25 protein-coding genes are annotated in these 20030 nt (G+C 73.5%); 10 read left to right on the forward strand and 15 right to left on the reverse strand.

All coding sequences use genetic code 11. From position 1 onward, the window contains the following. Positions 1-39: 39 nt before the first annotated feature. The 3 genes from ACYQ77_RS06300 (at position 40) to ACYQ77_RS06310 (ending at position 4017) form a co-directional block, all read left to right on the forward strand. Positions 40-1041 carry an NAD(P)/FAD-dependent oxidoreductase gene (locus ACYQ77_RS06300; RefSeq protein ID WP_459708356.1) on the forward strand — a complete coding sequence of 334 codons (1002 nt, stop codon included), beginning with the start codon at positions 40-42 and terminating at the stop codon, positions 1039-1041. Positions 1042-1108: 67 nt separating this feature from the next. After that, a complete protein-coding gene (locus tag ACYQ77_RS06305) occupies positions 1109-2890 on the forward strand; it encodes a thiamine pyrophosphate-requiring protein (protein WP_459708358.1) in 1782 nt (593 codons plus the stop codon). A 146-nt stretch (positions 2891-3036) separates the two neighbouring features. After that, entirely contained in the window at positions 3037-4017 is a 981-nt protein-coding gene (locus ACYQ77_RS06310; RefSeq protein WP_459708360.1) for a glycosyltransferase, read from the forward strand. Here the strand turns inward: ACYQ77_RS06310 and ACYQ77_RS06315 are convergent. The 11 genes from ACYQ77_RS06315 to ACYQ77_RS06365 form a co-directional block, all read right to left on the reverse strand. Then, positions 3986-4531 carry an alkaline shock response membrane anchor protein AmaP gene (locus tag ACYQ77_RS06315; protein ID WP_459708362.1) on the reverse strand — a complete coding sequence of 182 codons (546 nt, stop codon included), beginning with the start codon at positions 4529-4531 and terminating at the stop codon, positions 3986-3988. The genes ACYQ77_RS06310 and ACYQ77_RS06315 overlap by 32 nt on opposite strands. Further along, positions 4528-5064, reverse strand: a complete 537-nt coding sequence (locus tag ACYQ77_RS06320) for a DUF6286 domain-containing protein (RefSeq protein ID WP_459708363.1) — start codon at positions 5062-5064, stop codon at positions 4528-4530. The genes ACYQ77_RS06315 and ACYQ77_RS06320 overlap by 4 nt, the downstream gene beginning before the upstream one ends. After that, entirely contained in the window at positions 5061-5432 is a 372-nt protein-coding gene (locus ACYQ77_RS06325; RefSeq protein WP_459708365.1) for an Asp23/Gls24 family envelope stress response protein, read from the reverse strand. Before ACYQ77_RS06325 ends, ACYQ77_RS06320 begins: the two co-directional genes overlap by 4 nt. Continuing rightward, positions 5429-5602 carry a hypothetical protein gene (locus ACYQ77_RS06330; protein WP_459708367.1) on the reverse strand — a complete coding sequence of 58 codons (174 nt, stop codon included), beginning with the start codon at positions 5600-5602 and terminating at the stop codon, positions 5429-5431. The genes ACYQ77_RS06325 and ACYQ77_RS06330 overlap by 4 nt, the downstream gene beginning before the upstream one ends. Continuing rightward, positions 5602-6060 carry an Asp23/Gls24 family envelope stress response protein gene (locus ACYQ77_RS06335; protein ID WP_459708369.1) on the reverse strand — a complete coding sequence of 153 codons (459 nt, stop codon included), beginning with the start codon at positions 6058-6060 and terminating at the stop codon, positions 5602-5604. Before ACYQ77_RS06335 ends, ACYQ77_RS06330 begins: the two co-directional genes overlap by 1 nt. 24 nt (positions 6061-6084) lie before the next feature. Next, entirely contained in the window at positions 6085-6393 is a 309-nt protein-coding gene (locus ACYQ77_RS06340; protein WP_459708370.1) for a hypothetical protein, read from the reverse strand. Further along, on the reverse strand, positions 6390-6776 hold the full coding sequence (locus ACYQ77_RS06345) for an Asp23/Gls24 family envelope stress response protein (RefSeq protein WP_459708372.1): 387 nt from the start codon (positions 6774-6776) through the stop codon (positions 6390-6392). Before ACYQ77_RS06345 ends, ACYQ77_RS06340 begins: the two co-directional genes overlap by 4 nt. Further along, positions 6773-7312, reverse strand: a complete 540-nt coding sequence (locus tag ACYQ77_RS06350; protein ID WP_459708374.1) for an anti-sigma factor — start codon at positions 7310-7312, stop codon at positions 6773-6775. The genes ACYQ77_RS06345 and ACYQ77_RS06350 overlap by 4 nt, the downstream gene beginning before the upstream one ends. Next, positions 7303-7857: an RNA polymerase sigma factor gene (locus ACYQ77_RS06355; RefSeq protein WP_459708376.1), complete on the reverse strand. Its 555-nt coding sequence runs from the start codon at positions 7855-7857 to the stop codon at positions 7303-7305. Before ACYQ77_RS06355 ends, ACYQ77_RS06350 begins: the two co-directional genes overlap by 10 nt. A 73-nt stretch (positions 7858-7930) precedes the next feature. After that, a complete protein-coding gene (locus ACYQ77_RS06360) occupies positions 7931-8941 on the reverse strand; it encodes a TerC/Alx family metal homeostasis membrane protein (protein WP_459708378.1) in 1011 nt (336 codons plus the stop codon). A gap of 47 nt (positions 8942-8988) precedes the next feature. Beyond that, positions 8989-9543 (reverse strand): TetR/AcrR family transcriptional regulator, encoded by a 555-nt coding sequence (locus ACYQ77_RS06365; protein ID WP_459708380.1) that lies wholly within the window; start codon positions 9541-9543, stop codon positions 8989-8991. A gap of 89 nt (positions 9544-9632) precedes the next feature. Between ACYQ77_RS06365 and ACYQ77_RS06370 the strand changes: the two genes are divergently transcribed. Beyond that, a complete protein-coding gene (locus ACYQ77_RS06370; RefSeq protein ID WP_459708382.1) occupies positions 9633-9998 on the forward strand; it encodes a DUF4267 domain-containing protein in 366 nt (121 codons plus the stop codon). A 90-nt stretch (positions 9999-10088) separates the two neighbouring features. On the opposite strand, the gene ACYQ77_RS06375 is transcribed toward ACYQ77_RS06370, so the two are convergent. After that, positions 10089-11069 carry a LysR family transcriptional regulator gene (locus ACYQ77_RS06375; RefSeq protein ID WP_459708384.1) on the reverse strand — a complete coding sequence of 327 codons (981 nt, stop codon included), beginning with the start codon at positions 11067-11069 and terminating at the stop codon, positions 10089-10091. A gap of 607 nt (positions 11070-11676) precedes the next feature. Between ACYQ77_RS06375 and ilvD the strand changes: the two genes are divergently transcribed. From ilvD to ACYQ77_RS06395, 4 genes are all read left to right on the forward strand, one after another. Beyond that, the gene (ilvD, locus tag ACYQ77_RS06380; RefSeq protein ID WP_459708386.1) at positions 11677-13371 is read left to right on the forward strand and encodes a dihydroxy-acid dehydratase; all 1695 of its coding nucleotides are present in this window, start codon (positions 11677-11679) and stop codon (positions 13369-13371) included. Positions 13372-13434: 63 nt separating this feature from the next. After that, positions 13435-14061 (forward strand): RNA polymerase sigma factor, encoded by a 627-nt coding sequence (locus ACYQ77_RS06385; RefSeq protein ID WP_459708387.1) that lies wholly within the window; start codon positions 13435-13437, stop codon positions 14059-14061. Continuing rightward, the gene (locus ACYQ77_RS06390; RefSeq protein ID WP_459708389.1) at positions 14058-14984 is read left to right on the forward strand and encodes a hypothetical protein; all 927 of its coding nucleotides are present in this window, start codon (positions 14058-14060) and stop codon (positions 14982-14984) included. The genes ACYQ77_RS06385 and ACYQ77_RS06390 overlap by 4 nt, the downstream gene beginning before the upstream one ends. A gap of 257 nt (positions 14985-15241) precedes the next feature. Further along, the gene (locus tag ACYQ77_RS06395) at positions 15242-15583 is read left to right on the forward strand and encodes a DUF952 domain-containing protein (protein WP_459708391.1); all 342 of its coding nucleotides are present in this window, start codon (positions 15242-15244) and stop codon (positions 15581-15583) included. 2 nt (positions 15584-15585) lie between these two features. On the opposite strand, the gene ACYQ77_RS06400 is transcribed toward ACYQ77_RS06395, so the two are convergent. Then, on the reverse strand, positions 15586-15798 hold the full coding sequence (locus ACYQ77_RS06400) for a hypothetical protein (RefSeq protein ID WP_459708393.1): 213 nt from the start codon (positions 15796-15798) through the stop codon (positions 15586-15588). A 133-nt stretch (positions 15799-15931) separates the two neighbouring features. Here ACYQ77_RS06400 and ACYQ77_RS06405 point away from each other — a divergent pair, with 133 nt between their 5' ends. Then, positions 15932-16483, forward strand: coding sequence for a dihydrofolate reductase family protein (locus ACYQ77_RS06405; RefSeq protein ID WP_459708395.1), 552 nt, complete (start codon positions 15932-15934; stop codon positions 16481-16483). Here the strand turns inward: ACYQ77_RS06405 and ACYQ77_RS06410 are convergent. Next, positions 16467-17435, reverse strand: coding sequence for an ArsR/SmtB family transcription factor (locus tag ACYQ77_RS06410; protein WP_459708397.1), 969 nt, complete (start codon positions 17433-17435; stop codon positions 16467-16469). The genes ACYQ77_RS06405 and ACYQ77_RS06410 overlap by 17 nt on opposite strands. A 59-nt stretch (positions 17436-17494) precedes the next feature. Between ACYQ77_RS06410 and ACYQ77_RS06415 the strand changes: the two genes are divergently transcribed. Next, positions 17495-18658 carry an MFS transporter gene (locus ACYQ77_RS06415; protein WP_459708398.1) on the forward strand — a complete coding sequence of 388 codons (1164 nt, stop codon included), beginning with the start codon at positions 17495-17497 and terminating at the stop codon, positions 18656-18658. Positions 18659-18686: 28 nt separating this feature from the next. Here the strand turns inward: ACYQ77_RS06415 and ACYQ77_RS06420 are convergent, their stop codons facing one another. Beyond that, positions 18687-20003: an alpha/beta hydrolase family protein gene (locus ACYQ77_RS06420; RefSeq protein ID WP_459708400.1), complete on the reverse strand. Its 1317-nt coding sequence runs from the start codon at positions 20001-20003 to the stop codon at positions 18687-18689. Positions 20004-20030 lie beyond the last annotated feature (27 nt).

The following is a 20030-nucleotide window of genomic DNA, read 5'->3' on the forward strand; positions in this document are numbered from 1 at the left end:
CGCGTCGCGCGCATCGTGGGGCCCAAGGAGGTGGTCGTGATGACCGAATACGACGTGGTGGTCGTCGGCGGCGGTGCCGCCGGGCTGAACGGGGCGTTGATGCTGGCCCGCTCGCGGCGGTCGGTGGTGGTGGTCGACGCGGGCAGACCCCGCAACGCCCCCGCCGACGGGGTGCACGGGCTGTTCGCCCGCGAAGGCACCCCGCCCGCGGAGCTGCTGGCGCGGGGCCGGGAGGAGGTCCTCGGGTACGGCGGCGAGATCCGGTCCGGCGAGGTGGCCGACGTCGCCCGGGACGGCGAGCGGTTCGTGGTGACGCTGACCGACGGGAGCGCGCTCTCCGGGCGCAGGCTGCTGGTGACGACGGGTCTCGTCGACGAGCTGCCGGACATCCCCGGCGTGCGCGAGCAGTGGGGCAGGCACGTCGTGCACTGCCCGTACTGCCACGGCTGGGAGGTCCGCGACCACGCCATCGGCGTGCTCGCGACCGGCCCGATGTCGGTGCACCAGGCGCAGCTGTTCCGGCAGCTGTCCGACGACGTCACGTTCTTCGCGCACACGAGGCCGCCCACCGCGGAGCAGGCGGAGGAGCTGGCCGCGCGCGGCATCCGGGTCGTGGCGGGCGCGGTCGCCGCCGTCGAGACCGACGGCGACCGGATCACCGGCGTCCGGATGGCCGACGGCACGGTCGTCGCCCGCGACACGATCGCGGTCGCGAGCCGGATGGTCGCGCGGGCCGGGTTCCTCGCCGGTCTCGGGCTGCGGGCCGTGCTGCACCCGTCCGGGATGGGCGAGCACGTGCCCGCCGACCCGGCCGGCCGCACCGAGGTGCCCGGCGTGTGGGTCGCGGGCAACGTCACCGACCTGTCCGCGCAGGTCGGGCCGTCCGCCGCCGCCGGAGCCAACGCGGGCGCGCAGATCAACGCCGACCTGATCGCCGAGGAGACCAGGGCGGCCGTCGCGGCCTACCGGGACCCGTTCTCCGCGCGGTCCGAGGCACGGGTGGCGGAGCTGGTGCTCGGCGACCGCCGTCACGGGCTCTGATCAGGTGTACGCCCCCGCTCGCCGGGTAGCCGATCAGGGGAAACCTGACGAGCGGGGAGTTGAACCAATGGCACAGACAGTCGGTGACCACGTCCTCCAGCGACTGCGGGACTGGGGTGTGCGGCAGGTCTTCGCCTACCCGGGTGACGGGATCAACGGCCTGGTCACCGCCTTCGGGAGGGCCGACAACCAGCCGCGCTTCGTGCAGGTCCGGCACGAGGAGATGGCCGCGTTCGCGGCGGTGGGCTACGCGAAGTTCTCCGGCAGGCCCGGCGTGTGCATGGCCACGTCCGGGCCCGGCGCGATCCACCTGCTGAACGGCCTCTACGACGCGAAGCTCGACCACGTGCCGGTCGTCGCGATCGTCGGCCAGACCGCGCGCAGCGCCATGGGCGGCAGCTACCAGCAGGAGGTCGATCTCCAGTCGCTGTTCAAGGACGTCGCCTCCGACTACCTCGTCGAGGTGAACGTGCCGGAGCAGTTGCCCAACGCGCTCGACCGCGCGATGCGGATCGCCGAGGCCAACCGCGCGCCGACGGCCGTGATCATCCCGAACGACGTGCAGGAGAGCGAGTACCACCCGCCGCAGCACACGTTCAAGCACGTCCCGTCCAGCGCGCCGGGCACCGCGTGGGCCGCGCCGGTGGCGCCGGAGAGCGCGCTCGCGCAGGCCGCGGAGGTGCTCAACGCGGGGGAGAAGGTCGCGATCCTCGTCGGGCAGGGCGCGCGGGGCGCGGCCGCGCAGGTGCGTGAGCTGGCCGACCTGACCGGGGCCGGGGTGGCGAAGGCGTTGCTGGGCAAGGACGTGCTCGCCGACGACCTGCCGTACGTCACCGGGTCGATCGGGCTGCTCGGCACCCGGCCGAGCTACGAGTTGATGCGGGACTGCGACACGCTGCTGATCGTCGGGTCGAACTTCCCGTACAGCCAGTTCCTGCCGGAGTTCGGGCAGGCCCGCGCGGTGCAGATCGACATCGACGGCCGGTTCATCGGCATGCGCTACCCGACCGAGGTGAACCTGGTCGGCGACGCGGCCGCGACGCTGACCGCGTTGCTGCCGAAGATCACCCGCAAGGAGGACCGGTCCTGGCGGGCGACCGTCGAGGAGAACGTCGCCGCCTGGTGGTCCACAGTGGACAAACAGGCCGACGTGGACGCCAAGCCGGTGAACCCGATGCGGATCGTCGCCGAGCTGTCCCGGCGCGTCCCGGACGACGCGATCATCACCGCCGACTCCGGGTCGTCGACCAACTGGTACGCCCGCAACCTGCGGATCCGCGAGGGCATGCTGGCGTCGCTGTCCGGCACGCTCGCCACCATGGGGCCGGGCGTCCCGTACGCCGTCGGCGCCAAGTTCGCCCACCCCGGCCGGCCGGTGATCGCGCTGGTCGGCGACGGCGCCATGCAGATGAACGGCATGGCGGAGCTGATCACGATCGCCCGCTACCGGCACCTGTGGTCCGACCAGCGGTGCGTGGTGTGCGTGTTCCACAACAACGACCTCAACCAGGTCACGTGGGAGCTGCGGGCCATGGGCGGGGCGCCGAAGTTCGAGGAGTCCCAGACCCTGCCGGACGTCGACTACGCCGCGTTCGCCCGCTCGCTCGGCCTCGGCGGTGTCGTGGTCACCGAGCCGGGCGACGTCGGCACGGCGTGGGAGGACGCGCTCATGGCGGACCGGCCCGTCGTGCTGGACGTCCACTGCGACCCCGAGGTGCCGCCGATCCCACCGCACGCCACGTTCGAACAGGTGAAGTCGGTCACAGAAGCCCTGCTGAAAGGCGACCCGGAAGCCTTCCACCTCCTGGTCCAGGGCGCGAAAACCAAACTGCAGGAACTCCGCCGCTGACCCAGAACACCGCGAGTCACGCCCAGGAGCACACCGAGTTGCCGGTTTCGTGCACATCCCCGGGCGCGCGACGCCTGCACGAAACCGACAACTCGGTATGCGTGAGGGCGTGACTCGCGGTGTTCGGCGGCGCGTACGTTGCGGGGATGCGTTTGTTGTTCGCCGGTCTCGCCTCTGCCGGGCACACCTATCCGTTGATCCCGCTCGCCGTCGCCGCGCGGGAGGCGGGGCACGAGGTGCGCTTCGCGGCGGGGGAGGCGGTGCACCAGGTGCTGGCGGCGAGCGATCTGCGGCCGTTCCGGCCCGCCGAGGCGTGCTACGACATCTACGCCGAGGACATCGCGCCCGACCTGGCGCGGCTGCGGCCGGACCTCGTGATCCACGGGTGGGGCGTGCCCGGTGTGGCCGCCGCTGCCCGCGACGCCGGGATTCCCGGGCTGTGGCACGGTTTCGGGCGCATGTTCCCGGACGGCATCGGGCTGGACCGGCCGTTGGGCACCGGTCTGCCGCACCTCGACATCTGCCCGCCGTCGTTGCAGGACAAGGACTTCGCCGCGGCCGAGCAGCGGATCACGCTGCGCCCGGTCCCGCACCGCGAGACCGGGGAGCGGTTCCCCGGGCCGCTCATCTACCTCACGCTCGGCACCGCGTTCGGCACCGCGGAGCTGCTCACCACCGTTCTGGAGGGCCTGGCCATGCTGCGTGCCCGCGTCGTGGTCGCGACCGGGCGGGTGCGTCCCGAGGAGCTGGGCGACGTGCCGGAGAACGTGATCACGAGGGCGTGGGTCGCGCAGGCGGAGCTGATCCCGCACGCCGACCTGGTCGTCCACCACGGCGGCAGCGGCACCACCCTCGGCGCGCTCGCGGCCGGCGTGCCGCAGCTGGTGCTGCCGCAGGGCGCCGACCAGTTCGCGAACGCCGACGCGCTCGTCGCGTCGGGCGCCGCGCTGCGGCTGCTCCCGGACGAGGTGTCCACGGCCGCGGTCGCGACGTGCGCCGCGACGCTGCGGCGGGAGAGCGGTTTCCGGGACGCCGCGCGGGCGCTCGCGGACGAGATCGCCCGCATGCCGTCACCGGCCGAGGTGGTCGCCCGGCTCACCGCACCCGCGCGCCCGCCTTGGTCGTGAAGCGGAACTCGACCGTCGTGGGCAGGTCGGCCAGGTCCAGCGCCTGACGCAGCCGGGGGAGCGCGTGCGTGACCAGGTAGGACCGCACGTCGTCGACCGCCGCGTCCTGCTCGACGTCCACCACGACCGCGAGCCGCGGCGACCGCGGCGGCCCGGAGAGCGCGGCCCGGGCCGAGTGCACGCCGGGGCAGGCGGTCACGTCCGCGGCGAACGGGGCGGTCACCGTGCCGGTCGACAGCTCGGTGCCGCCGTGCTCGGGGGTCTCCTCCAGCTGCCACGTGCGGGTTTTCGTCGCGGGCGTGACCTGGGCGAGCAGCCAGCGCAACGCCAGCAAGGCGACCACGACCCCGGCCGCGGCGATGACGTAGAGGGCCCAGGTCGGCGGCCGGGCCGTCCCCGGTGCGAGGACGCCCTCCCGGCCGACCACGGTGAGCACGCCGGTGTTCGTGAGGATCGCGAACGCGCCCGCCGCGAGCAGCACGAGCCCGATCAGGGCCAGCAGGACGCGGTTCACCGCTCCCTCCTCGTGGTTGACACCCGCGCGTGGACGGTCAGGTCGGTGGCCGGGCCGACCTGGGACAGCCGGTGCTCGACGGCCGTCCGGACCGCGTCGTCCAACCCGGTCGTGGTGACCCGGTTGGTGCGCACCGCGGCTCGCACCGTGCGGCGGCCGAGCCGCAGCCGGGCCGCCGACACCCCGTCGACCGACGCCGCCGCGGCCCGCAACGTGCCGCGCAGACCACGCCGTGCCGCACCGGAGTCCAGGCCGGAACCGTTGTCCCGCAACGGGAGCACGGTCGGCTTGCCGGGCAGCACGGCCGCCGCCAGCACCAGGACGCCGAGCACGGCGAGCGCCGCCCCGGCGATCAGCACCGCCGTGTCCTGCCAGCGCGTGTCGTGCAGCGTGCCCGCCACCCGGTCGTAGCTGACCCACGGCCGTTCGCCGAGCAGCATCTGGATCGCGACGACGGCCGTCAGCGCCCCCGCCGCGCACAGCACGAGCGCGACGACGGTGGCGGCGAGCCCGCGCCGCGGCCTGCGCTTCACGTCACCCTCCGCGCGGGCGCGGCGTCCCGGTACAGTTCGGTCACCGTGATGTCCACACTGGACACCCGGAGTCCGGTGAGCCCGCCGACGCGGTCGATCAGGTGCTGCCGCGCCCGCCGGGTCGCGTCCCGCACCGACGTCGGGTACGCCACCGACATCCGCACGGAGAGCGCCGTCTCGGCGCCCGTGACGTCGGCGGAGACCCGGGCACCGCGGTCCGGCGCACCGGCGCCGACCGCGATGCCCAGCATCGTCCGCGCCGCCCCGCCGACCCCGTCGACCTCGGTCAGCGCGTGGGCGGCGATCCGCTCGACGGCCGCCGGGTCGACGGTGGTCCGGCCCCTGGCCGGGGCGGTCACCGTGGTCACCGGTCCCGCCCGAGGAGCTGCGACAGGTCCAGCTTCCCGTCGGCGTACCGGCCCGCGAGCAGGCCGAGCGCGCCGAGCACCAGGACCACGAGGAAGGCGCTGAACCCGCCGAACGCGGCCGCCATGCCGAGGGTGAGGCCGGTCAGCAGGCCGATGTGTGCCGACGACATCACCGCACCCGCGTCTGTTCCGGCTCGGTGTCGTCGTCGCTCGGGATGTGCACGTCGCTGACGTTGATGTTGACCTCCACGACCTCGAGCCCGGTCATCTGCTCGATCGAGGTGATCACGTTGCGGCGGATGGACCGGGACAGGTCGGTGATGGCGACCCCGTACTCGACGACGATCTGCAGGTCCACGGCCGCCTGCTTCTCCCCGACCTCGACCGCGACGCCCTGTCCGGCGCTGGCCGTCGCGCCGGGGATGCGCTCGCGCAGCGCGCCGAGCGCACGGGCGGTGCCGCTGCCGAGGTCGTGCACGCCGGGGATCTCGCGGGTCGCGAGCCCGGCGATCTTCTGCACGACGGTGTCGGCGATCGTGGTGGTGCCCTGGTTGGACACCAGCCGCGACACGGAGCTGTTCTCCTCGCGCTTGGTGCCGTCCGCTGTCTTGGCTGTCGATGTGGTCATGGTTCCTCCCTGTTCTCGTCGGTACTACCGGGACACGTCCGGGCCGGGTTCGTCACGGTCGAAGGCGGCGGCGTCGACGTCGGTGATCACCAGGCGCAGCACCACGTCCGGGTGCCCGGCCTCGGTGAGCGCCCGGCGGAGAGCGCTCTCCGCCCGCCGTAACAGCGGCGGCAGCGGCAGGGCGAGCGCGACGAGCCGCACCTCGACCACGTCGGCGCCGACGTCGACGGCGAGCAGGTCGAGGTCCCAGGGGAGCTTCGTGCCGGCCCGCGGCGTCGCGGGCCGCAGTCCCGGCACGGTCCGCAGCGCGTCGAGCAGGCGCTCGGCGGTCATGTCGGCAACTCGATGTCGAGCACGACGACCGTCACGTCCGCGGCGACCCCGGCCACGGCGGCGAGCTCGGCGGAGACCGCTGCGCGGACCGCGTTGCCGACCGCGATGGCCTGCCCGGCGACGGCGACCCCGACCTCGACGCGGACCACACCGTCCCCGACCGTCACGCGCGCACCCTCGGTGGCCACGGGGGTGAGCCCCTTGATCCGCTGCCGCGCCGCGCGCACGACCGACGTGACGAGCCCGGTCACCCCGGACTCGACCCGCCGTACCCCGGGCACCGCCGCGGCGGCCCGCACGGCGATCGCAGCGAGCACCGAAGGGGAGAGCAGGGCCTCCGCCCTGCCCCCGGCGACGGAACTCGCCAGCGCGACGGGGATCATGCGCCACCGCCCGTCTCGTAGAGGTCCGCCACCGTCAGGTCCAGGCGGGCCAGCCGCACCCCCACCTGCGCTCGCGCCGCCGACGCGACCCGCGACCGGACCTCGTCCACCGCGCCGAGCGCGAACCGCCCGAACTCGACCGCGATCGTCATCGTCACCTCGATCGCCAGGTCGTCGTCCGGCGCCTCGGTCACCCGGCAGCCGCGGGCACGCACCCCCGGCACCCCGTCCGCGGCGAACCGCAGCACCGCCGCCACCGCCTGCGCGCTCACCCGCACCCCGCCCGGCGGGCCGACCAGCTCGTGCCTGCGGATCTCGGTACGGACCGCGGCCATGATGCGGCCCGTCAGGTCCCTCGGGGGCGCGGTCTCCTCGTCGGCCAGCTCCTTCGTCAGGTCGCGCAGCACCGTCAGGCTCTGCCGCGCGCCCTGGCAGTGCGGGCACGCGCGGTCGTGCTCGTCGCCGCCGTCGAGGTGCGCCCACACGTCCTCCACGTCGCGGCCGCACGGCAACAGGTAGGCCTGGTTCACCGCCATGGCGACATCACCTCCGCGAGCTGGGCCCGTGCGCGCGCGATCCGGCCGCGCACGGCGGTCGCGGTCGTGCCGATCGCGAGCGCGATCTCCGAGTAGGAGCGACCGTGGACCTCGCGCAGCAGCCAGCACGCGCGCTGCTCCGGCGTCAGCTCGTCGAGCGCGGCGACCAGCGCCGACATCTGCGCGCCCGCCTCGGCCGCCCGGTCCGGCCTGCCGTCCGGCGACGGCGACTCCCGCGCGTCCAGGTCGACGTCGGAGAGCGGTTTCCTGGCGCGGACGACGTTCAGGCAGCGGTTGGTCGCGGTGCGGTAGAGCCAGCCGACGAACGCGCCGTCGTCCCGCAGCTGCGGCAGCCGCCGCCACGCGGTGAGGAACACGTCCTGCACGACGTCCTCCGCGTCGGCCGTGCGGGACAGCATGCGCAGCGCGAGCCGGTAGATCGGTGCCTGGTAGCGGCGGACGACCTCCTCGTAGGCACGCACGTCGCCGTCCCTGGCACGGGCGACGAGCGTCGCCGTGTCGAGTTCGGTGTCGAGCGCGGGCATGTGACCCCCTCCGGCCGGTGCCCATCCACAGTTGACGGACACGGGGGTCGCCGAAACGTCACGGGCGGCTCAGTCACTCTCGTGGGTGATCACGCTCACCCGGTCGATGCGCCCGCAGCGAACCGGGGTGCGCCTTCGCCGTCGGGTCGCGGCGCGTCTTCAGCAGGCTCGCGACCGTGACCACGACGAGCACGACGACGATCACGCCGAGGCTGACCGGCGTGGGGATCTCCGGGACGCGCTCGTCGATGTCGACATGTGCCCAGTGCAGGATCAGCTTCACGCCGATGAACGCGAGGATCAGCGACAGGCCCGTCGACAGGTACACGAGCCGGTCCAGCAGCCCCTTCACGAGGAAGAACAACGCGCGCAACCCGAGCAGCGCGAACGCGTTCGCCACGAACACGATGTAGGACTCGCTGGTGACGCCGAAGACCGCGGGGATCGAGTCCAGCGCGAACAGCAGGTCGATGCTGCCGATCGCGATCAGCACGACCATCAGCGGCGTGACCACGCGCCGCCCGTCGACGCGGGTGACCAGCTTGCCGCCGACGTACTCGTCGGTCAGCGGCAGCACCCGCCGCGCGGCCTTGACCATGACGTTGTCCTCGACGTCGGGGTCCTCGTCGCGGTGGCGGAACAGCTGCACGGCCGTGCCGATCAGCAGCAGGCCGAACAGCAGGAACATGAAGGAGAACAGGGAAAGCAGCGTCGCGCCGAGCGCGATGAAGATCGCCCGCATCACCAGCGCGAGCACGATGCCGAACGTCAGCACCTTGTGCTGGTGCTCCTCCGGCACCGCGAACGTGGTCATCACGATCACGAACACGAACAGGTTGTCGACCGAGAGGCTCTTCTCGACGATGTAGCCGGCGAAGTACTCGGTGCCGTACTCGCCGCCGTAGGTCATCGCGAACCACACGCCGAACGCGACCGCGACGAGGATGTAGAAGACCGACCACGCCGTCGCTTCGCGAAACCCCACCTTGTGCGGCCGCAGCCCGGCGACCACGAGGTCCACCGCGAGCAGGGCGACGATCAGGCCGATCGTGACGGTCCAGGTCAGTCCGCTGATGTCGAGCACGCGCCGATCCTCGCCCGTGCCGTGCGGCCGCGCACGTCGAGCGCGGGTTACCGGGTGAAGCGGGCGAGGAGCAGCGCCAGGCGTTCGTCGTGGGCGTCGCGGGGGAGCCGGCCGTGGCGGGTCAGGGTGGCGAGGCCGTGCAGGGCGGCCCAGAAGGTCTCGGTCAGCAGCCCGAGGTCGTCGTCGCCCGCGTGCGGGCGGATGGCGTCGGCCAGGGCGTCGAAGCCGGCGTGCAGCGCGGCCGGTGCGGCGGGGGTGGCGAACGGCAGGTCGACGGACTGGCTGAACATCGCGTCGTAGAGCGCGGGCCGCCGCTCGGCGAACGAGGTGTAGGCGGCCGCGACCGCGGCGATCCCGGCCGGGACCGCGGCACGCAGCTCCGCCGCGAGGTCGGCGAACCCCTCGACCGCGACCGCCGTCATGATCGCGTCCTTGCCCTTGAAGTGGCTGTACAGCACGGGCTGGCTGTACTCGACCTGCTCGGCGAGCCGCCGGGTGGTGACCGCGTCCCAGCCCTCCGCCTCGGCCAGCTCACGCGCGGCCGTGACGATCAGCCGCTCCCGCTCGGCACGTTCGCGCTCCCGGCGCGCCTGTATCGACATGACCGAATTCTAGCAGTGCTAGCGCACCTGTCGCCGCTCTGATAGCGTCGACACTGTTCCTAGCAGTGCTAGATATTCGGAGGACCGGGATGCTGACCTACCTCGCCTACGGGCTCGCCATCGTGCTCAACCTCTTCGTCGTGTACATCGGGCTGCGGTTCCTGGTCGTGCCGGAAGCCGCGGCCGCCGGGTACGGCGTGCCCGCGACCGAACGCGCGTTCCTGACGGTGAAGGGTCTCCGCAACGGCAGTTACGGCCTGCTCGGGCTCGCGCTGCTCGCGTTCGTGGGCCCCGGGGCGGCGGCGTGGATGATGCTCGTCGTGGCGCTGAACCCGTTGGGGGACACGGTGGTCGTGCTCCGCAACGGCGGTACGAAGGCCGTGGCGTTCGGCGTCCACTTCGCCACGGCGATCGTCGTGCTCGTCAACGCGGTGCTGCTGTTCGCGGTGAGCTGAGCGAGCCATCGATTCCGTCGATGGCCCGCAGCGCGAACGAGTGTTGGACCAGCGGTCCGCGGCCGCGAACACTCAGGGCATGGCGCACGATCAGGACGACCCCGGGCGGGTGCTGCTCGCCTTCGCGGCGCGGGTGTTCGTCCTGGCGGCGATCGCGGGCTTGGCGGGCTGGGTGCCGCTGCTGCTGTTCCTCGCGGTGGTCGGCGGCTGGCTCGTGAGGTGCGCGAGCAAGGCGCGCGCCGCGGGGTTCGACGGCACGGGGGAGCGGCCGGCGAGGTAGATCGTGCGGGTGAGGCCGGCCTTGGTGACGGTGGCGTGCGGCAGCCCGGCCCGCTCCGCGACCCGTTGCGGCACCACGGTGACCCCGAGCCCGGCGGCCACCAGTTCGAGGAGCAGCGGGATGTGCGTGGCCTCGCAGACGGGGTTGAGCCGCGACCCGGCGTCGGCGAACCGGCGGCGCACCATCTCCTGCATGCCGCTGCCGGACAGGTCCACGAACGGCTCACCGTCCAGTTCGGACAGCGCGACCCGCTGCCGCCCCGCGAGCCGGTGCCCGGGGTGCGTGACCAGCACGAGCTTCTGCCGCCAGGTGGCGAAGACCGCAAGGTCGGCAGGCAGGGGACCGTCGGCGGCGAGGTAGGCGAGATCGAGCGACCCGTCCGCCACGGCGGCGGCGAGCGCGGGCACGAGCCCGTCCCGCACGTGGATCTGCACACCGGCGTGCCGCCGCCGAAACTCCCCCAGCTCACGCGGTAGGTCGACCATCGTCAGAGCCTGAATCGTGCCGATCGACACCCGCCCCCGGGCAAGCCCCATGACCGCGGCGACCTCCCCACGCGCCGCGTCGGCATCGGCAACCATCCGATGGGCGACGGGCAACAGCGCCCGCCCGGCCTCGGTCAGCAGCACACCCCGGCTGGTCCGCTCGAACAGCGGCGCCCCGAGATCAGCCTCCAGCTTCCGGACCGACGCGGAGAGCGCCGACTGCACGATGTGGACCTCCTGAGCAGCGGAGGTGAACCCAGAACACCGCACCACGGCGAGAAAGTGCTCGATCTGCCGCAACTCCATCCCGCGATCGTCCCCCAGAAAAAGCATGGAAGCAGCGAAACAGCAACAAGGTCACAGCGACCAGACCACCCAGCAGAAAGGGCGAATGCCCACCACACCACACAAGAACTGCCTGCCTGCCATCCCGTCGACCTGGCGAAGCCCGATCACGCCGGGTCAAGGGGGCCCGAAACCCAGAGCACCACGCACCCAAGCCGCCGGGCCCCCTTGACGCGGTGTGATAGCCCTCCAGGAGGTCGACGGGATGGCAGGCAGACCCCGGACACCAGTCCTTGCCAAACCAACCCCGTGCAAGACCCCCTGCCATCCCGGAGACCAGCCCGTCCGGCGAGGACCCCCCGGAGGGAAAACCCAGGCAAGGCCAACCACAACCCGGGACACAAACCGCTGACCAGCGAAAACTGAAAGAAAACCGCAGCCCCAGTACGTACGGACAGCCCCCACCACTCCCGGGGGCACCCCGCTGTCCAGTCTACCGGTGACCACCGACAGAGGGACGAAAGTCGATCTTGGCTGTGGACAACCGACCCACCTGTGGACAACCCGTGCCGACCATGCCCATCCGCTCTACGGTTGACCGTGACCCGTCCACCGTGGGGAGGCGTCCATGGAGCTTCGGCATCGTTCGCGTGCGCTCGTGGAGGGCCCGGCCAGGGCCGCGGCGCGGGCGCAGCTCAAAGGCATGGGCTACGACGACGACGCGCTGAGCAAACCGTTCGTCGGCGTGGCGCACTGCTGGACGGAGACCATGCCGTGCAACTTCACGCACCGCACCCTCGCCGCCGCCGTCAAGGCCGGGGTGCTGGCGCGTCAGGGCACGCCCATGGAGGTCAACACGATCGCGATCTCCGACGGCATCACCATGGGCACGCCCGGGATGCGCACCTCCCTGGTCTCCCGCGAGGTGATCGCCGACTCGATCGAGCTGGTCGCGCGCGGGCACTGCTTCGACGCGCTCGCCGGGATCGCCGGCTGTGACAAGACGCTGCCCGGTGTCGTGATGGCCATGGCGCGGCTCGACATCCCCAGCGTGCTGCTCTACAGCGGCTCGATCCGCCCCGGCTGCTGGCAGGGCAGGGACGTCACCGTGCAGGAGGTCTTCGAGGCCGTCGGCGCGCACTCGGCAGGCCGGATCACCGACGCGGAGCTGGCCGAGCTGGAGGCGGCCGCGTCGCCGGGGGTCGGGGCGTGCGGCGGGCAGTTCACCGCCAACACGATGGCGATGGTCTTCGAGGTCATGGGCATCAGCCCGCTCGGCTCCGCGATGGTGCCCGCCGAGGACGACGGCAAACCGGGAGTGGCCGAGCGGGTCGGGCAGCTCGCGATGGACGTGCTCGCCGCGGGCATCCGGCCCCGGGACGTGATCACCCGCGCGTCCATCCGCAACGCGATGACCGCCGTCGCCGCGTCCGGTGGGTCCACCAACGCCGTGCTGCACCTGCTCGCGATCGCCGCCGAGGCCGGGGTGGCGGTCGACATCGACGACATGGACGAGATCAGCGCCAAGACCCCGATGATCTGCGACCTCAAACCCGGCGGCCGGTTCGTCGCCACCGACCTGTACGCGGCGGGCGGCGTGCCGCTGCTCGTCCGGCGGCTCCTCGACGGCGGGCTGCTCGACCCCGGCGCCATGACCGTCACCGGCCAGACCCTCGGCGAGGCCGCGCGGGACGCCGTCGAGACCGAGGGCCAGGAGGTCGTCCGGCCGCTGGACACGCCGATCAAGCCGACCGGCGGCCTCGCGATCCTGCGCGGCAACCTCGCCCCGGACGGCTCGGTCGTGAAGCTGTCCGGGCACGAACGCCAGTACCACCGGGGACCGGCGCGCGTGTTCGACGGCGAGGAGGCCGCGATGGCCGCCGTGCTCGCCGGGCAGATCAAGGCCGGTGACGTGGTGGTCATCCGCGCGGAAGGGCCGGCGGGCGGGCCCGGCATGCGGGAGATGCTCGCGGTCACTGGTGCGCTCATGGGCGCGGGCCTCGGCACGGACGTCGCCCTGCTCACCGACGGCCGGTTCAGCGGCGCGACGAGAGGGTTCATGGTGGGGCACGTGGCGCCGGAGGCGGCGCGCGGCGGCCCGATCGCGGCTGTCCGCGACGGCGACACGGTCACCATCGACGTCGCCGCCCGCCGCATCGACGTCGACCTGCCCGGCGACGAGATCGCCGTGCAGGCCGCCGCATGGCGACCGCCGCCCAACCCGCACCGGACGGGGGTGCTCGCGAAGTACGAGGCCCAGGTCGGCAGCGCCAGCACCGGCGCGACGACGAACCCGGCGCTGCCGCCGCGCGGGGGAGTGTGACGTTCTCGACGGACCGCGCGCCAACACTGGTGGGGTCCTTCTACGTCGAGTCGAGGTTGCTGAGTGACAGCTGGTCAGACGGCGGCTGACCTGTCCGCGGCGGTGCGGGCGGCCCGTGGCGGGGACGAGGCGGCGTTCCGGCTGCTGTACCGCGAGGTGCAGCCCGGTCTGCTGCGGTACCTGCGCGGGCTGGTGGGTGGTGAGGACGCGGAAGACCTCGCGTCCGAGACCTGGCTGCAGATCGCGCGGGACATCCGCACGTTCCGGGACGACGGTGCCGGCGGGTTCCGCGGCTGGGCGGCCACCATCGGCCGCCACCGCGCCCTCGACCACATCCGCCGCATGCAGCGGCGGCCCGCGCCCGGGCTGTCCGCGGAGGTGCTCGTCGACCTGCCGGACCGCAACGACACCGCGGAGCAGGCGATCACGCACGCGGCCACCAACGCCACCGTCGAACTCATCGCCACACTGCCGCGAGAGCAGGCGGAGGCCGTGCTGCTGCGGGTCGTGATGGGGCTCGACGCGCAGGCCGTCGCCGCCGTGATGGGCAAGCGGCCGGGCGCGGTGCGGACCGCGGTGTGGCGGGGGCTGCGCAAGCTCGGTGAACGGCTCGAGGAGACGGCGGTCCGGGAGGTCGCGGCCACCGGTGTGACACGTACGGGCGGCCCGACGCCAAGAGAGACGTCATGAGCATTCAGGGAACGCCACGTGTGGACCGCGACACCGCGGAGCTGCTGGCCGCGGGCCGGGGCACCGGACCGGTCGCGGTGCTGCTGCGCGCGGCCGCCGCGCCGGCACACGCGGACGAGCTGGCGGGCGAGAGCGCCGCGGTCGCCGCGTTCCGGGCGGCCGCGGTCGCACCCGTGCCGCACCGGTCGGTGTTCCGGCGCAGCGTCGCGAAGGCGTTGACCATCAAGGCTGTGCTGGTGGTGGCCGTCGCCGGCTCGACAGGGGTGGTGCTCGCGGCGAGCGAGGGCGCGCTGCCCGTGCCGTGGTCGAACACCCCGGCCGAGGCGCCGGGCACCACGACCACCCCGGCGACCCCCGCGCCGAACGCGCCGGCAGGCCGCACCGGTGACGACAAGGGGTCGCCCGCGACCCCCGACCCGTCGGTGGCGGGCCTGTGCGAGGCGTACACGGCGGGCGGGGAGAAGGACCTCACCAACCCGGCGTTCCGCGCGCTGGTCGAGGCCGCGGGCGGGAAGGGCGAGGTCGCGGACTACTGCGACGTCGTGACGACCACCGCGCCCGGCGCACCCGCCACCAGCGGCAGGCCCGGGGAACCCGGCGATGACGGCGACGATGACGCAGGCGAGGACGCGGACGAGGACAGCCGGCCGGAGACCCTGCCGGTCGAGACACCGACCCAGGTCGGTCCGCCGTCCACGCGACCCGGTGTCACCGAGCCACCCACCGACGACCTGCCCACCGGCGACGTGCCCACCAAGGGGAAGACCGACCGGCCGAGCAGGACGGCACGCACGACAGCGACAGAGACGACGAGCGAACTCACCGACGAGGTCGCCGTCACCGAGACTCCGGACAGCTCCGCCCCCGGCGCCGCATCCGCCGTGCCCCCCAGCGGCGCCGAACCGCCGTCAAAGGGCAGCTGACCGGACGGAGTGGGTTCGGGCCACTACGACCCCAGATCCCGGCCCGAACCCACTCCCACCCACACCCGCGACCACCTCGGTGGTCGTCCCGGCCGAGGACCGAGACGGCTCACTCGGAACTCGGCCACCCTGCCGGTGGCCCGGGTCTGTCCGGGCCACCGGCCCCTTTTCTCAGCGTTTTTCTCAGCGTTCCCGCAGCGCCCGTCACGCGCTGGTGCGGCACAGTGTGCCACGGTGCGCGCCGGTAGCGTGAGCACGTGATCCTGCACATCACCGAGCGCGCCGCCTACCGGCCGGGCGAGCCGGTCACCGCGCCGTCGCTGGCGTCCGAGGGGTTCCTGCACTGCTCCGACCCCGGCACCGTGCACCTGCCCGCGAACCGGCTCTTCGCCGGCCGCACCGACCTGGTGCTGCTGGAGATCGACCCGTCGCGGCTGGACGTGCCGCTGCGCTGGGAGCCGGGGTCGCCGCCCATCCCCGGCGGGCCGTGGTTCCCGCACGTGTACGGCCCGATCCCGGCCGCCGCCGTCGTGGCGGTGCACGACTTCCCGCCCGGTCCGGACGGGTTCACGCTGCCGGACGCGCTCCAGCGCGGCTGACGTCAGGCGGGCGGGACCAGGCCGGGCACCCAGCCCGGGTCGTCGGAGTCGCCGCACACCGGGCACGGCAGCTCGACCATCACGCCGGGTGCCTTGTCGGCGAACACCATCCCGGTGCCCGGCAGGATCATGGGGCGGACCGTGCCGTCCTCGGCGCGGTACTGCGTGAGCTGACGGCACCCGTGGCACACGGTCCGCACGACCTCGTTCGCCATCGCGGCCACCTCCGCAGGCCAGGGTGCCAGCACCGGCCGCCGACCGCCTCCGGAAACATTTCCGGCGGGCGATGTCGAGAACCGGGCGCCCGCTCCGACCTGTTCCCGACAACACCGGGAAAGGGGCACGAAAATGCGCAAGGTCATCTACTGGGTCCACACGTCGGTCGACGGTCACATCGCGGGCCCGAACGGCGAGTTCGACTGGCCCGCCATGGGACCCGAGCTGAGCGCGTGGTCCGACGCGATCAACGACCGGGTCGACACGTTCCTGTACGGCCGCGTCGTGTGGGAGCTGATGTCGGGGTACTGGCCGACGGCCGACCAGATCTCCGACCACCCGCACGACCTCTCGTTCGCGCGGGTGTGGCGGAGGATGCCGAAGATCGTCTTCTCCCGCACGCTCACCGCGGCCGGGTGGGGCGCACGCGTCGAGTCCGATGTGGAGAGCACGCTGCGCGGGCTGAAAGCCCAGCCGGGCAAGGACATGCTGCTGACGGGCGGCGCGGGGCTGGCGGCGACGCTCGCGAGCCTCGACCTGATCGACGAGTACCAGGTCGTCGTGCACCCGGTCGTCCTCGGCGGTGGCAAGCGGCTGTTCCCGTTCGCCGAGCGGTTCGACCTGAAGCTCGCGGAGACGCGGACGTTCGACGGCCGCGCGGTGCTGCTCAGCTACTGCCGCTGAGCTGGGTGCCGAGCGGGGTGCGGGTGTGCCGCAACCAGCGGCCCACCCGGTGCGTGGTGACGAGGCCCGCGTCGCGCAGGACGGTCAGGTGCTCGCTGACCGTGCTGTTCGGCAACCCGCAGCGCCGGGCGAGGCCCGTGGTCGACATCGGTTCGGCGAGCGCGGACAGCAGGACCGCGCGGGTGCGCCCGATCAGGCGGTCCAGCGCGGCGGACGGGTCGGTCCGCGGCGCCCACAGCGCCGCGATGCCGCGTGCCGGGTAGTCGACGGTCGGCAGCCACGGCTCGTCCAGCATCACCCCGACGTTGGGCCACTCGAAGGCGCTCGGCATCAGCACCATGCCGGCCGCGCCGACGTCGCGGTGCCCGGTCACGGGCATCTCGACGGTCAGGACCGGGTCCTGCCACCGGACCATCGGGTGCAGGTCGGTGAGCACCGCCGCGAGCCCGCCGTCGGCCAGCACACCGGTCCGGTAGGCGATGTCACCGGCGAGCACGTCCCGCAGCCGCGGCCACCACGGTTCGATCAACCGCTCCCAGCACGCCGCGAGCGTGTCGGCCAGGAGGGCGCGTGCCCGCAGCGGGTGGTCGACCAGCGCCTGGGCGGGCGGCGGCAGGCGGCGGCCGTGTTGCGCGTGCAGGGACCGCGACAGCTCGGTCCGCACCTGAGCGGCGGGGGTGCGCCGGACGAGTGCCAGCTCGTCGGCGAACACCGGGCTCGGGCCATCGGGCGGCGGCATCAGGAAGTCCGGGTTGTGGTGCCCGCGCATGACCTGCAGCAGCGGCGTCAGGTCCAGCTCGTCGAGCACCGGCGCCACCGCGCGGAGCCACGGCTGGTGATAGCCCTGCCGGTCCGGCCTGGTCAGCATGCGGACCGCGCTGGTGACCTCGCGCAGCGGGGAGATCGCCCACCGGCAGGTCGTGGTCGTGGTCAGGCGGAAGGTCACCGGCATGGTTTCGGTTGTACCCGAAATCGTGGTCGCCCGCGTGGCTCCTGCGCACGCTGTCCGGCATGCCCTTCCGTGTTCTCTGGTGGTCCCGCGCGATCTCGTTCGCCGGTGACGGGATCGGCCGCACCGCGCTCGTGCTGTACGCCGCGGGCCACGGCGCCACGGCGGTCAGCCTGGTGCTGCTCGCGATCGCGCTGCCGCGGTTCCTCGGGCCCGTCGCGGGCGCGCTCGCCGACCGGCTGGACCAGCGCAGGCTGATGGCCGTCTGCGAGACCGGGCAGGCCGCGGTGTTCGCGCTGCTGGCCGTGCTGCTCCCGCCGCTGCCCGTGCTGGTGGCGTTCGTGCTGGTCAGCGGCTGCTTCGCGACGGCGTTCGTGCCCGCCGGCCGCAGCGCGGTGCCCGCGTTGGTGCCCGCGGGTGGCCTCGGGCGTGCCAACGCGCTGCTGGGCACGGCGTACAACTTCCAGCTCGCGGTGGGCCCGACCGTCGGCGGGCTCGCGATGGAGCTGGCCGGCGCCAGGACCGCGCTCTCGCTGAACGCGCTGACGTTCCTCGTCTCCGCGCTGGTCCTCACCCGGCTGCCCGCGCTCCCGCCGACCGGTGTCCACAGCGGACTGTGGCGGGACACCGCGGCGGGCCTGCGTTTCGTCGCGACCACGCCGGGCCCGAGGGCGTTGGTGACGGCGCTGTTCCTGGTGGTGTCGTTCGCGGCGATCGACAACGTGGCGCTGGTGTTCCTGGTGGGCGCGCGCCACGGGTCCGCGGCCGATTTCGGCCTCACACAGGCCGCGTACGGGGCCGGCATGCTCGCCGCGTCCGGCCTGCTCAGCGTCGTGCTGGGGAAACGCTCGGCGGTCGCGCTGCTGGTGGGTGGCACCGGCCTGGTGGCGACCGGCGCGATCGCGACCGCGGTGCTGCCGTCGCTCGTCGCGGTCGCCGCGGCCCAGCTGGTGGGCGGCATGGGCAACGCGGCGGAGAACATCGCGACGGACACGCTCGTCCAGCGGATCACCCCCCGCCACCTGCTCGGCCGGGCCTTCGGCGCGGTCGCGACCGCGGCACAACTGGGGTCCGCGGTCGCCTACGTGGCCGCCGGTCCGCTGATCGCACTGGTCGGTCCCCACGGCGCGTTCCTGATCGGGGGTGCGGGCACCGCGCTCGCGCTGCTCGTGGCGATGCCCGCGCTGCGCGCCCGCGCGGGCGCCGAGGTCGCCGGTGGCCGGTGAGTCCACAACGGACCGCCCGGACGCTGCCTCAGAGCTGGCCGAACAGCCAGTCGTCGGTGCGGCCGGGGTCGCGGACCGCGGCCGCGATCTCCGCCGCGGACACCGAGTCGCTGCTCTCCGCCAGCCGCAGCACCGCCGCGGCGAGGTCGTGCAGCGGCGCCTCGAAACCCGTGGTGTGGTGGGAGTCCAGCCAGTGCGACAGCTCCTGGTGGTCCACTGTGGACCCGGAGTGCGCGGCGACCGCGCGCCACAGGTCGGCGTAACCCCGGCGCACCGCCTGCGCCGAGGGTGAGCCGGGTGGTTCGCCGCACGCCTGCACCAGGCGCAGCGCGCACACCGCGAAGTCGTCGCCGGTGAGCCTGCCGTCGCGGTCGCTGGCGCGGCGGCCGAAGCCGGGGCGCCGCGCCCACGCGACGATCTCGTCCAGGCCCGCGGTCAACAACCCCCGGTGGGTGGTGTCGTGCCGGTCGAACCGCACGTCCGCGCCGGTGCGGCGGACGTCCGCGTAGTACCGGGCCACCACGTCGGCGAGCACGACGTCGTCGGCGTCGCCCGCGGTGAGCAGCACCGGCCGGTCCATCCTGGTCACCGGCACGCGGCACGCCTCCAGCAGCGGCGCGACGCCGGGTTTCCGGTGGAGCGCGGTGAACCCGGCCTCGTCGTTGGTCACGTGCCACGCGGCGTCGGCGACCTCGTCGAAGTCGGCGACCGCCGCCAGCGCGACGAGCGCGCGGCCGGTGCCGGTGAGGAACGCGCCCTCCCGCCCGGCGAGCAGGAACGGGAGCAGCGGCGACGCGGGCCGGTCGCCGTCGGCGGTCAGCGCGGCGACGAGCGCGGGCGCGTGCACCGGCGGCGCGATCGCGACCGTGCCGCGGAAGTGCAGCTCCGGTGCGTACCGGCTCGCGACGAGGCCGGTGAACAGCGCGGCGTGCGCACCGCGCGAGAACCCGACGACGAGCCAGTTCCTGCCCACGCGCGGATCGGTTTTCCGTGCCGCGCGGACGATGTCGGCGACGTCGTCGGCGACCGCCTCGCCGTTGAGGTAGGGGTGCGGGCCGAGGCCGTGCCGGTCCGGGACCGTCACGGCGTAGCCCGCGGTGAGCCACCGGTCGACGTGCACGCGTTCCGGCCCGGCCAGTCCGGAACCGAGGCCGGGCACGTAGCTCACGACCGGCCAGCCGCCCGGGGGCGGCCACCCGACGGGCAGGAACACCGACCCGCCGACGGCGCGACCCGAACCGTCGTACCCCGTGCTGTGGAAGACGATCCGGGTCGCGTCGGCGGCGTGGGCCGGCCACAGGCCGTCGGGCACGGGGTGCCGCTCCAGTACGTCACCGGTTCGCACAGTCGTGGAACGTAGCCGCTGTGCGAC

The sequence above is a fragment of the Actinophytocola sp. KF-1 genome (assembly GCF_054661535.1).